The organism is Lacipirellula parvula, from assembly GCF_009177095.1.
In the GTDB taxonomy this organism is placed as follows: Bacteria; Planctomycetota; Planctomycetia; order Pirellulales; family Lacipirellulaceae; genus Lacipirellula; species Lacipirellula parvula.
Genome location: NZ_AP021861.1, coordinates 2655449 through 2667829 on the forward strand (window position 1 = coordinate 2655449; position 12381 = coordinate 2667829).

General features: G+C 58.5%; 10 protein-coding genes. All 10 read right to left on the reverse strand.

Translation table 11 applies throughout. From position 1 onward, the window contains the following. Window positions 1-30: 30 nt before the first annotated feature. The 10 genes from PLANPX_RS10520 to PLANPX_RS10560 all read right to left on the reverse strand — a co-directional run bounded on the left by PLANPX_RS10520 (window position 31) and on the right by PLANPX_RS10560 (window position 12379). Window positions 31-405: a hypothetical protein gene (locus PLANPX_RS10520; protein ID WP_152098690.1), complete on the reverse strand. Its 375-nt coding sequence runs from the start codon at window positions 403-405 to the stop codon at window positions 31-33. A gap of 71 nt (window positions 406-476) precedes the next feature. Next, window positions 477-1583: a DUF1559 domain-containing protein gene (locus PLANPX_RS10525; RefSeq protein ID WP_152098691.1), complete on the reverse strand. Its 1107-nt coding sequence runs from the start codon at window positions 1581-1583 to the stop codon at window positions 477-479. A gap of 538 nt (window positions 1584-2121) precedes the next feature. After that, window positions 2122-2310, reverse strand: a complete 189-nt coding sequence (locus PLANPX_RS27955; RefSeq protein WP_232536365.1) for a hypothetical protein — start codon at window positions 2308-2310, stop codon at window positions 2122-2124. A gap of 471 nt (window positions 2311-2781) precedes the next feature. Continuing rightward, complete coding sequence (locus PLANPX_RS10530; protein WP_172991971.1) at window positions 2782-3771, reverse strand: amidase domain-containing protein; 990 nt, start codon at window positions 3769-3771, stop codon at window positions 2782-2784. A 450-nt stretch (window positions 3772-4221) separates the two neighbouring features. Then, window positions 4222-4566, reverse strand: coding sequence for an IS66 family transposase (locus PLANPX_RS10535; RefSeq protein ID WP_152098693.1), 345 nt, complete (start codon window positions 4564-4566; stop codon window positions 4222-4224). Between the two features lie 208 nt (window positions 4567-4774). Next, a complete protein-coding gene (locus PLANPX_RS10540; RefSeq protein ID WP_152098694.1) occupies window positions 4775-5053 on the reverse strand; it encodes a hypothetical protein in 279 nt (92 codons plus the stop codon). A 267-nt stretch (window positions 5054-5320) separates the two neighbouring features. Beyond that, window positions 5321-5956, reverse strand: coding sequence for a hypothetical protein (locus PLANPX_RS10545; protein ID WP_152098695.1), 636 nt, complete (start codon window positions 5954-5956; stop codon window positions 5321-5323). An 862-nt stretch (window positions 5957-6818) separates the two neighbouring features. Then, window positions 6819-7814 carry a glucosamine-6-phosphate isomerase gene (locus PLANPX_RS10550; protein ID WP_232536368.1) on the reverse strand — a complete coding sequence of 332 codons (996 nt, stop codon included), beginning with the start codon at window positions 7812-7814 and terminating at the stop codon, window positions 6819-6821. A gap of 83 nt (window positions 7815-7897) precedes the next feature. After that, window positions 7898-9265: an amidohydrolase family protein gene (locus tag PLANPX_RS10555; protein ID WP_152098696.1), complete on the reverse strand. Its 1368-nt coding sequence runs from the start codon at window positions 9263-9265 to the stop codon at window positions 7898-7900. Between the two features lie 117 nt (window positions 9266-9382). Next, window positions 9383-12379, reverse strand: coding sequence for a PVC-type heme-binding CxxCH protein (locus PLANPX_RS10560; protein WP_172991972.1), 2997 nt, complete (start codon window positions 12377-12379; stop codon window positions 9383-9385). Window positions 12380-12381: the final 2 nt, after the last annotated feature.

Genomic DNA, 12381 nt, shown 5'->3' on the forward strand with positions numbered 1-12381 from the left:
TCTAAAGACAGTCGAACGCGCAGATGCAGCCTAACCTCCGCGACTTGCGTAATTGCCGACCACGCCGATCACGATAATGGCGATTCCGAGCCAACGCAGCACACCTGAAACTCTTTTCGGAGCATCACGTTGCTCCTCAAACTCGACGCGAAGTTGTTCCAACTCCGCAGTTACTTTCTGATACTCCGAATCGATCTCGGAAACACTGCGGCCGTGCATGTTCGGTCGCCGGCGCGCTGAGTCTCGAGCTCCGCCGAGTTGATGAGCTTGCGTCCCTAATTCCGTCATTCGCTGCGACTTTTCTTCTGTCCACGAACGCTCTGCAGGGAAAATCGTTCCCCAGAGAAGGCTCGCTGCCATAAGGCAAAGTCCAACTGCGATCATTACTGTGTAAGCAACTTTCACAGATCATCTTTCTTCGCTGGCACTGCACTACGGCGACGAACAATTTCCCTACAACGAATGAAGTACGCGGGCTACTGAGCGTCCACTCTGCCGTCGTCAATGCAAATCAGTTGGGCAAAGAGCGGGCCGGAAATATCATCCGATATCCAACGAATGCTGCCGTCCGCATTCGCGCCGTATACTCCACTCGGATGGAGACTTCTAGCGGCTGCCGACCAGTAATTGTCCGTTCCTTCGCCCTTACAAGGCATGCCGGCGAATGCCGCAGACGTTTGATCCACGCATTGCCGCTCGAAGTCGAAATTGAACTTTCCGGGCGGATTGTTTGGCATGTTAGCGCGGTCTGTCGCTTCTTGGGTAGGAATGGGGATGTAGGCGCTCGATTGATTGGTTCCGTCAGCGCAACTTGAGTTAAGCCCCAACGTATCGCTGTGATAGTCGAGCCCCAGCAGGCTCGTCCCAGTCCACGCTAGGGCCCACGCTCCGCGTTGATCGGTCGGCTCATCCAACGTGCGCACTTCAGTCAGCATGACGGTATTGGACAACCCGTCCGTAAGGCGTTTCAGCGACTGTCCGCGGTGCACAATCGCACCGCGAAATAGCGTGCAGACGATGTGCTCAGGCCCTGCATACGCGGCATAGTTCCCCTTCCCAAAAGCGCGATTGCCTGTGTAGCGTGACTCAAACAGTCGACCGACCGCGCTATCAGACGGGCAAAGCAGAATAGCCGGCTGAGATCGTTCAGGCGTGGGGACATTAGCGACGACTTCAACCTTATAGTCGTCAAAGTCCTTTTTAAAATCCATCTGCTGGTAAAGCGTTTGGAGTTCGATGTAGGGCAGTATGCGAGCGATCCAGCTCAATTCGCTGCCAGAATACATATTGAACAATGCCTGGTTGGATCCCACAAAATCGCCGTCGCTCGCCGAGGGCAGAATCTTCTTCGTGCTTTCATAGTTTTGAGCCGCTAGCGCGAGATTTTTAAGGCTGGATTGGCATTGCATGCGTCGTGCAGCTTCACGCGCCGCCTGCACAGCCGGGAGCAAAAGGGCCACTAGGACGCCGATGATCGCAATAACCACGAGCAGCTCGACCAAAGTGAATCCTCGCCGAAATTGGCGAGGCTGTTGCAGTTGGTGCGCAGAGTTACTCGCTGCGAATGTGGAGCGATCAGACATTGATCGAGGTCCGTTAAACGAAGTCGCGGCCGGGGCGGAGCGCCAAAGGCACAGATCCCGCGAATACGCCGCGTCGAGCGCAAGCTAAGCAGAAACGGGAGCAAATCGGCGACTAAAGAGAGAAAGCGTAGCTGACCGACACGGTTTCCTGGACACGCATGGCGCCCATCATTCCAACAAATTGTTGAACCTAGTGGCCTTACTCGTCAGCGACACCGGCCGCCCCGGGGTACGCATTGCCAGAGAATCAATGGCTCAGTGCGGTAAATTAGCACTCCTGCCACCATTCACCAAATTAATTCTGCGCAAAAATTGCGTCGCTTAGCGCAGGCGTTGCCCGCTGTGAATCGATATGCGTTTATGCCCGCACGCGCAGGTCCGTCGGTCTCGATTGTGTACTAACTAGGACGAGAAGTGCGGATTTGGCAACTAGCGGGTGGGAGTTCAATAAAAACTCCAGAGCTCATTCCCGCCTTCGATGGTCGCTTCTGCGAATATTCGCGGCAGTCGTTGCCGCTCGACTGGGGAGTCGCGCTCTTCAGTGAGGAAGATGAAAGTAACTAAACCGCCAGCGATCACACCAACTGATCGCTGCCACCATAAGTTTGACTTTGCCAGCGATACGCTCGTGCGTCTGCGGCGGTTGCCAGAATACCCAGGCCAGCAGGGCGCGCGAGGGGCGACGCTTGCAAAGCGTCAGAAAAAGCGGGGCGTCGGTGCTTTCCATGAACAGCGACGCCCTGTCCTTGCCCCAGCTGGAATTGAGAAGCTCGAAGCCTCTCGCGAGTGGACCTCCACCTCTGTGCATCGCTAGACCCGCCCAGTCAGTCTGGCAAGATCCATTGTAGCAAGTCAACGAGTGCTTCACTCTAGCATCAGAGTTACTCAGGTATTCGGTATCCGTTCCAGGAACCACACCTGCGCAAAACCCTGGAAGGCTGGCGCGTTCCGCCGAGAACAGTGCTGATGGCGTTTGCGTCCCGCGCGTGGCTGATCCGAACCACGCCTATGTGACAAATGTCACGCCCACCTTACACAGTTCGGCGACTGCAGCTTAGCCCACAGCAGTGCGTCGCCGAGTCGCGCCCTTGCTCGCCGAGCCGTCCGAGTGTCGCGTGCCAACAAACCGACGGGCGTGTTGAAAAGCGACCGGGTGTTTTTGCTCAGTGTCATACACCCGATAAGTTGCGAGGTCTGGCTATGCAGCTCGGCGTCGCCGAATAGATACAATACTGGCCATCAAGATTATTTGCACCGCGGTTGCCGGCTCGGGAACGGCGATGGTGGCAAACGACGTCGGCGCCGAAAAGCTGCTCCAGCCGCCATAGTTGTCCTGGTAGCGGACTTTCCAGGTGTAAGTGTTGCCAGCGGTCAGTTTGCCGGCGGGAACGGTCAATCCCAGCAAATTGGTTGTGTCCGTACCCGTGTCATAGACGAGCGTGCTTCCCTTGAAGATTTCCCACTCGGCCGCGACGTGCTTGCTTCCGATCGCGCCATCGCTAAAGGCGTTGGCGGTGAGCTTGGGCGTGAGATTCGTAACTAACGCATTCGCCACCGGCGAAACGTTGCTCGGCGCCGTCGGCACGATGGCGTCGGGAAGAGTGATATGGACAAAGAAATAGTTATCGGCGCCGCCAAGGGTCCAGTTGGCGCCAAGACGGGAATTGGAATGGCAACTAACCTGCCCATTGCCGGTGTAGAGGGCGGTGTGATCGATGCCCCACATATTTCCGTTGGCGCCATCGCCGTCCCAGTCGTAGCCGATGACATCGCCAGGCGTAAGCTGGCTGACGGAGGTAACGAGCGTGCCATACTTATACGTGGTGCCGTAACCTCCTGCTGAATTGCCGACCAAGAGTGCGTCGAGCCTCGCCGCCCCGGGTTCGCCGTAGGTGCCGGCGCGATTGGGAATGGTCAAACCGCCCCCCGGGGTTCCAAGAGCACTGGAGACGAAGTGGGCGCAGTCGTTGCCACCCGCCGGCGTCGGCTGCCCGGCGCCGAGATAAGTGGCTGGATATGAGTTGATATAGAAATAGCCGTCGCTGACAACTTTATTCCAATTCGCGTTGGCATACGCTACGGCCGCTGTGCGGTTGTAAACAATCGCCGACGCCGACGGTGCGAGGCCGCAAAAGCTCGCGCCCATCGCCGCCCACAGGGCGAGCTTAGCCGAAAATCTTCTTGGCATCTTGTAATCCATGCGATCTACATACATTTGCTAAAGACAAAAAACGACCAGGACTCGATGACCAGAGCCTTGGTAGTGGTGACCGTGAACGATACGAACGCGACGCGGGCGGAAGAAGGCAGCGAACAAATCGCCGCAGGCCCGCTGAGATTCAAAGTCGCATTAGTTCAGATTGCAAAAAGGTGCTGATCGCAGGTGCTGCAATCAGAATCGCCTGCGATTGCTGGCTTGTCAAGCATGTTCAGCACTTTTTCCAGCGTTAAACAGAGACTGGACATTCCACGCCTGGGGCGAGTTTCGCTGCCGGCCATCCGTATATGCCGCTCCGATTAATATCACACCGCATTTCGCCAAAGGGACAATGACGAACCGACATTGAGCACCAAGTGCGTGTCGACAGCAGCGTTGCCGTAAGTCTCTATCGGCCAGCGTCCGTCTCCCGTCGCCAGGTTACCGCGACCAGCACCGGAGCGATGCCGGGTGCGCCACCAGCCAGGAGTCGGGCAGCAGCGCCGCAATCGCAGGCAGCAAGCAGCTTGACAACTGGACCAAGAGATCGCGCACGTAAACGAATGGCTCGATTTGGTTCGCTTTGGCGCTGGTCATGATGCTACACAGGATCGCCGCAGACTTGCCGCCATTATCGCTTCCCAAGAACAGGTACTTCTTGCGGCCGATTGCCACGGGACGAACGCTTCGCTTACTCAGGTTATTGTTGATCGACAGCGCTCCGTTCTCGCAGTAGCGGACCAGCCGGTCCGTCGTGGCCGCACGTTGAAGGCTTGTTCTCAGAATCGCTTGCGAAGGCGTTTACTGAAAAATCGTTCGGGTGTTGGGGAGAGAGAATATACTTCCCCCTCTGGTTCCCTGCTCTAGTCTTCGCCTTCGCCGCCAGCGCGGTGATTCATATCGGTCGCCAGTTCAGGCTGCGATCGGCGATGTTGGGAACGAACGTCGTCGCCGCGCTGCTGGGGATGGTGGTGGCACTCTAGGCGTTGAAGGGTCAAGTGACGACAAATCGGTACAACGCCCACGCAATTCCTAAAACGATCGCTACCATCAGCGCTACGATAATATTTCTCTCACGCCTTTGACTTGCTTCGATGCGGGCGGGGTCTAACATCATCGCCATTTCTGCCATCATCGGGCCATCCATCGCAGATGATATCCCCGACTCAATTCCGGCGACAATTTGCGGTGCTTGTCCGTTCTTTATTTGCCTTCCGAATTCGGAAAGCGCGTCGACGGTGTAATTGTGATCCGTCAGCGCGAGAGAACGCACGAGGTCAGAACGCTCAGTCGGCGAGCGATTACATTCAGTGCAGGGAGTGAATGCACCGAATTTGGACGTCCCGCAGTAAATGCACACTGCCGCCGTCATCTCGCTGCCATACCCCAGTCAATTCAATTGAAAAAAAGCCGTCGCCAGTTCCCCCTGCGAGACTGGCGACGGTCCTCCTTGCCTTGCTCACTTCAGTGATGCCCGCCGCGGGCCGCATACCTGACGCTGGCGAGCATCAAGTCGAGCACCGGATTCTTGAAATGCTCCTCACGATTGTTGCCGTCTCTGGCGCTTGATCGCCAACCGTCGACTCCTCATCGCGATTCCGAATGAAGGTGCGGCCATCACCGCCACAATCGCCGCACCTGTCGGTTCCGGCACCACGGACGGCCCTGTCACCGAGAGCGTGATCGAGCCGGTGTTGTCTTGGAAAATGTCGTCGTTGAAGCCAAGCAGAATTAGCGTTGCTCCAGTCGGCGCGGCAACGGATAGCGGACCATTCCCGACGAAAAACGGCGTACCCACAATCGCTCCGCTTGCATCAGCGAAAGTGCCAATGAGTGCGTTCAAGTAGGCAGGGTACGTCAAAGGGTTGACGTAAGCACTCGGAAAATAATTGCCCGAGTTGCCGAGGAAGTCATTGGCGAGGTAGTCGATATCCCCATTCGCGTCTGCGTATGGCGGTACTTGGTCGTAGGTTGAAGTTAAGCCGCTGATATACTCGAAGGTGAAAAGGCCGCCTGCGGTAAAATCGAATCCGCTAGTGATCGAAAATGCCGGCGAGTCGGAGCCGTCGCCGTACACCGCAGTTGGGTTCAGGTCCGGATCCCACGGGCCAGACGTTGCATCCACAGTGAAGACTGAAGCGACGCTGTGCGTGGAGATCAGCAACGCGATGAGCATCGACGCTAAGCGAACTCTCATTAGACGACTCCCGGGATGATTCCGCCTGAGCCGGCGCATTCTACTTTTCGGATAGGCCAGTCAACGTTTTTCTCGCTACGGTTGGCCTCTGCGCGCCCCCGCGAGCTCACTGGCTCAAGCCAAATTACGGGAAAGTTACTTTGGCAGGCGCATCGCGCGGGAACCGATCCGATTTGACTGTTGCAAACCTTGATTGAAAGGCGTCAATCTTCGATCCGACGTTGCAGCAACTCAGTCGCAAGGGCTTATTGCTGATCACCTGCGGCAAGCGCTTATGGATAGACAACGGATGGTGGGTTCCGCAGTCGCAGTTGGCACGCCATTCGCGTCCATGCCGGGAATTCAAGTCAACGACCAGTATTCCGTTCTCGTCGTTGCTGCCCGCGGTGCAGGGGCGAACAGGCGTCTCTAGCATCCTACACTCGCGCCAGAGGCGCTCGGCTAGCTCACCGTAGGGTTGATGAGTTCGCCCGCGACGGTAGCCGGCCTAGTAGGCCAGACGCTAGCAAGCTCCTCCTTCAAGTCGCAAAAATTGCGACGAATCGATATCTGAAAAGTGGTTGATCATGTCCTGTATAAAGATCGTGTCCGGACGATTCGAAGCCGGCAAAGCATCTCTAATGTTCTCAAGGATGGAGAGCATTCTACGGTGGACTATAAAGCGGAGAGGGGCATTTCTGCGGCGCCGGGCGCAGCGCTCTTCGTCGATATGGCTCTAGCCCTTGCTGTCGAGCCAATGACGCTCAGCTGCTAAGACGTTCCGCAGAACGATCGCTCTGCACAAAGGCGACTAGCGCCCCCCAGCATCATTAATGAGCCTCCTGCGACATATTCTGAAGGTCTAGTGCATCGCAGATTCGACGGAGCCCAAGCCCGACCGCAAGTAGTGGAAATGGACGTCAGCATGATCAGCGAGGAGGGACATTGGCACGGAGGTGCATACGAGCCGCTTCGAAACCATCAGCGCCGTTAACCGTTGGCCGAAGGGATTGTCGTGACAGCCCGCCTGCCAGATGCTGACGCGATCGCACTTCCAGGTTTCGCGTGGCCCGACGGTGCATGCCTTCGTCGGGATGCTGGCGACTTGCCCGCCGCCGCTGGTGCGTGCGTTCTGGATAACCGTCATCGGATGAAGGTCGACGATTCGCGCGCCGAGTTTGCGATACTCCGTGGCTGGCGGCGGTTCGTGTTTCCATTTACCGCTGCGCGGCAGTGGATCGTTGAACGCCCAATGCTTCACTTCGCCTTGGCCCCCTTGCATCACGGCGCAGTGGAACTGATCGAAGCTATCCGAGAACGCCTTGAGGTCGCCGGTGGGGAAGTGGATGTTCTCGCGGCGCGGTCGCAGCTTGCGGTCGATGCGGTTGAAGCATAGCTCCATGTCTGCACGAGCAAAGCTCAACGGGTGGGCGATACCGACAGGCCGTCCCGCTTCGACCCATTCGTCCATGCCCCAAAAATGAGCATCGACCTTGCTCAGGTTGAGTTCGATCGAGTTGACGATTCGCGCTACGAGCGGCAACTGCTCGGTCGGCCCGATTGGTCCGCAGATGCCCGTCGGATTGTCCGGAGAACTTTGTCTCCAAGCGTCGATGTATTCAAGCGCTTCGGCGAGGTAGAACTCTTCAAGAGTGTCGTAGAGGTGAATTGTAAAGCCTGGCCGCGCGAGCCCCTTCAGCGTGCGCTCGTTCAGACGGGCCGCGTCGGCGAGAATTGCCGGGTCGAGAGTCGTGTAGTCCCACCAATCGGGAGCGACTTTGCTGAGCGGTCGTGTCATGCTCGCCTCGGTAACGGCGTCGCGTCGTCGCTTCAGGTGGGGAGTAGAGATCGTAGACATAGTGAATATCGGCGAGGGGCGGTAGTGAATTTCTGGAAAGTCTGTGGCACGCGGCGATCCCCCGAGGAAATCGACGGCTTCTTCTAGGGTTGAAATTGTTCGACGGCGCCGCTCACTTTTTTTCCTCGATGCCAGACAGATTCGATCGATTGGAAGTTCTGCACATCGTCGGTCGGATCGGCATCAAGGATGACGAAGTCGGCTAGCTTGCCGGCGGCGATGGCGCCGCGATCGTCGAGTCCTAACGCCGCGGCGGCGTTCACGGTGGCGGTTTGCAACGCTTCGAGCGGCGTCATCCCGGCTTCGCACAGCAACTGAAGTTCGCGATGCTCGGCGAAGCCCGGAATGCGGAGTGGATTCGCTCCCGAATCCGAACCGAAGCCGAGTCGTACGCCGGCGCGATGCAAAGCGAGGGCGTTTTGCTGATTCATGACGACCGCTTTCCGGCTATCGGCCAGCTTGCGGTTCGCCAGAATGCCTTCACGCCAGCCATCGCTATCAAACTGTTCGCGCAGTGCAGGCTGAAGCGCGTGTTGGAAGAAATCGGAACTCATCCAGTCGGGACGATCGGCGTAAATATAGGCCGATTCGTCGACGCCGATCGTGGGGATGTAGATGATGCCATTGTCGTTCAGCAGCTTGATCAATTCGGCGTCAAGAGGTTGGTCGCGGACAGCATGGGCCAGTACGTCGACATTCAACTTGGCGAGTCGCTTGGCGTCTTCTAGGTAGTAAACATGTGAGGCGACTCGCAGCCCTTGAGCGTGGGCTTCGTCGATGACGGCCGCGTAGATCTCGGGCGACATTTTCACCGGCAGGCTGCCGCGAAAATCGTCGACCCAGATCTTGATGAGATCGGCGCCTCGCTCCTTCGATGCGCGAACAGCCGCTCGGGCCGCTTCGGGAGTGGCAGGTCGATCGAGTTGTTCCTCGCCGACTTTGACTGCCCCAGCCGGCGGAGCGCCGTCAACGACGCCGATCCCGCGGTCGGCTCCGTAGACGTCGGCGCCTGGAAGTTCGCCGGCATGTAGCTTGTCGCGTAGCTCGTAGAACAGCGGCGCATTCAACCCAAGCGACCCGAGCGTCGTCACGCCGTACGCTTCGTACTGCCTAAGCTGCCGCAAAATGTTGGTTCGAGTGTAGTTGGGCGAGCCGTTTTCCAGACCGTCGACTTGACCGATGTGCGCGTGGGCGGCGATCAATCCGGGGATAATTGTTTTACCTGCGACGTCCACGACGATGGCGTCCGCAGGAGCATCCTTTTGCTCGTGCGCTCCGACGAAGGCGAAGCGATCGCCCTCGATGAGGACGTCGGCATTGGCAACGACGCTGCCGTCGCCAACGAGGACTTTTCCGCCGCGTAGCAACGTCGGGGCTGATAGTGCCTCGCCGGCAGTACCGCCGAGGCACGCCGTTAATGCGACTGCAAAAGTGATTCGTAAGTAATTCATCGTATCATCAGCCTGAATCGATCCTCGTACATCCTTCGAACTCATCGAATCATCGCATAATGCTCAGAAATGGCAGTGCTCATACACAATCGTTGAGTACGCACAATGCGATCCAGTTTAAGGGGGAATGGCCGCGCTGCCGAGTTTCGCAGGACGCTTCGCTTGAAGTTCAGCCGCATGACGCCATGTCTTGAGAAACGCTAGCAAGTCGGCCATCTTCTGTAGATCGAGTTGTTGCTCGAGCCCTTCGGGCATCAGCGACTTTCCGCTGGTGAGCGATTCAAGATCGTCTCGCAAGATGGCGACTTGCTTGCCGTCGGCTCCGAGCAGGACGATGCCGCTTGACGTTTCCGAGCTGATGATGCCGCTATGACCGACGCCGTCGTAGGTGAGCGCGACGTAGTTCACGAAGTTGGCGTCGACCGCTCGGTTGGGATCGAGGATGTCGGTGAGCAACTGCGAGGAGGTCTTCATCGAGGAGTCGCCGATGTCGGGGCCGATCGCAGTTCCTTGATCGCCGACGCGGTGGCAGCTCGCACAATTCACAGCAAACGCCTCGCGGCCACGCCCTGGATCGCCGGTTAGCTCAAGTGCCGCCTGGTACCGGCTGATAACCTCTTCGCGACTCTTCAGTTGCGCGGCGAAGAGTTGCTCCGCTTGGCGACGGATGTCGGCGTCGGCATGTTGCATCAGCTGCAATCGACGCGCGGGATCGATGTCGGCCGCTTCGATCGCCCCGTCTGCGGCGGCCGTCAGCAGTTGCGACGTCCATGCAGGCTGCGAGCAGAGCAAATCGAGGCTGGCACGGCGAATCGCGGGAAGTTGCTCCGGAAACAGCGACAGGATCGCTTCGCCTAAGGTAGGCGTCGTTTGCGCTCGCAAGGCCGCGATAGCGGCTATTTGGATCTCGGGCGGGTGCGACGCTTGCAGTATTTCCAGTAGCGCCGCGCCGGTCGTAGATCGCGAATCAAATTGCAAGAGGTCGGCTGCGGCGATGCGGTCCGAGGCGCTTGCTCCAGGATTCGCGAATTTAGCCAGCGCTTCGTCGAACAATCGCGAAATCGCCTCGGCGGCTGGTTTGTTCTGCTCGGCGACCAACGCAAGCGCGGCCGGTAGGCTGCTTCCTTGAAGTTGCAGGGCGTCGTTCGCAGCTTCCAACAGCAATTGAGCCGTGGAGGAGTTCACGCGGTCGACTCGCTCCAACACGGCGGCGACCTGTTCGATATTCCCCCCAGCAGCGATCGCCGGCAGCAGCTCTCGCACAAGCGCCGGCGAAATAGCGACGTCGTCCTGCCCAGCGAGTTGCATCGATGACTGATCGAGTAGAGCCAGCAGCAACGGCGAGGCTAGCTCCCTAGAAGCCAAGGCGACGGCCCGGCAGGTCCAGAGGTCGTCGCCGCTGGCCGCTGCGATTTGCTTGAGCGGCTGCAGTGCTTCAGCGGCGGGAAGAAACATGGAGGTGAGCGCCGTTTGTAATCTCACGCCGGCGTCCGCGTCGCTGGCAAGCCCCATCGCCTGGTGCGCCAGTTCGGGAGAACTTTCGAGAAATGGTTCGCATAGCGTGAGGCCCAGCGATCGGATTTCCGGCGATGAATCAGCCAGCGCCTGGGCGGCGATCGCCGGCGTCATTCCGCCCATGGCGACGAGTGTTTGCAACGCAACGTAGCGCGTAGCCAGCGAATTGCTCCCGCGTGCGAGTTCGGAGAGCGCCGGGAGGACGCTGGCGTCATTGAGTTCCAGCAACCTTCTGACCGCCGTGTCGCGAATCCACGGATTGGAGGATTCGAGGAGCGGCGCGAGTTCGTCGACAACTCTAGACTTAAGTGTTTCGGGAATTACATTTTCTGCGCGCGGCCCGGCGGCGCAAACACGATAGATGCGCCCGCGGTCGCGACCGTCGTGCATATCTGGACGATTGCGAAGTTCCGGGGGCATCCACTCCGGATGCTCGATCACGGCGCGATACATGTCGACGACATAGAGTGCACCGTCGGGGCCGATGGAGAGGTTCACCGGGCGAAACCACTCGTCAGTCGCCGTTAGAAATTCGGACTTTTCGTCGATCGTCCGAGCCCGCCTGGTCGAACCGTCCGGCGTCACGCGCTCGCGGTGCACGAGATTTGCCGTCGGTTCGCAAACGAATGCGTCGCTGGCTGCGTCGGCTGGCAGCGCACCGCCGCCACGGTTTAACTCGACTCCACAGGCGGCAGTGAACTGCCCGGAGTGCTGGGCCGATGTAGTGATTGCTCGACTGCGCGGGAAGATGCGCGAGTCTGCTCCAGCGGCGGCGGCGTCTTGAACGATGCGCGACAGGACGAGCTTTGGGTTTCGATCGAGGTAGCACTGCTCGATCATCACTTCAATCAGCGGATTGCGGTTGCTGCAAGTAAAGCGGCGGCCAAAATCGTCGAATGTTAGGCCAAATTGGCCGTTTCCGCTGACGGCGCGGCACTTACCCGTTCGCGGATTGAACGCGAAGTCGCGACCATTGATGGAGAGGAGCGGTGCGTCGGGAAGGCGCAGGTTTTTGATCTGCCCGCCGCGAAGTCCCCCCGCGACGTAGATCCATCCGTCGGCGGCGAGCGTCGGATGATTCGCGCGGAGCTGCTCGTTGAGCGTGGCAAATCCTTGGTACCAGGTCTCTTTCTTGTCGGCTCGACCGTCGCCGTCGTCGTCGGGGAAGTAAGCAATCTCGCCCGCCAGCGTCACAAAGGCGCCGGAGCCCCATAGCTGTAAGCCGGTGGGAAAAAGCAGGCCCTCTGCAAAGACGCGAGCCGATTCGAAACGGCCATCGTGGTCTTTGTCTTCGAGGATTTTGATGCACGAGGATGGTTTGTCGCCTTCGGACAACAGCGGGTAATCCCGCAGTTCGACCACCCACAGCCGTCCCTGCGGATCGAACGCAACGGCGACGGGATCGACTATCTCCGGCTCCGCAGTGACGAGTTCAATCTGATAGCCGTCTGGAAGACGGAAATCGACGAGCGCGGCTTCCGGAGCTAGCGGATCACTGGCGTCGACCTGAGCGGACAGTGAAAGCACCGCTAGCGCAGCGAACCACCGCCAGCCATGGCGAGGCCGTCGTTGGGCGAATAATCGACGTTGTTGTTCCATCG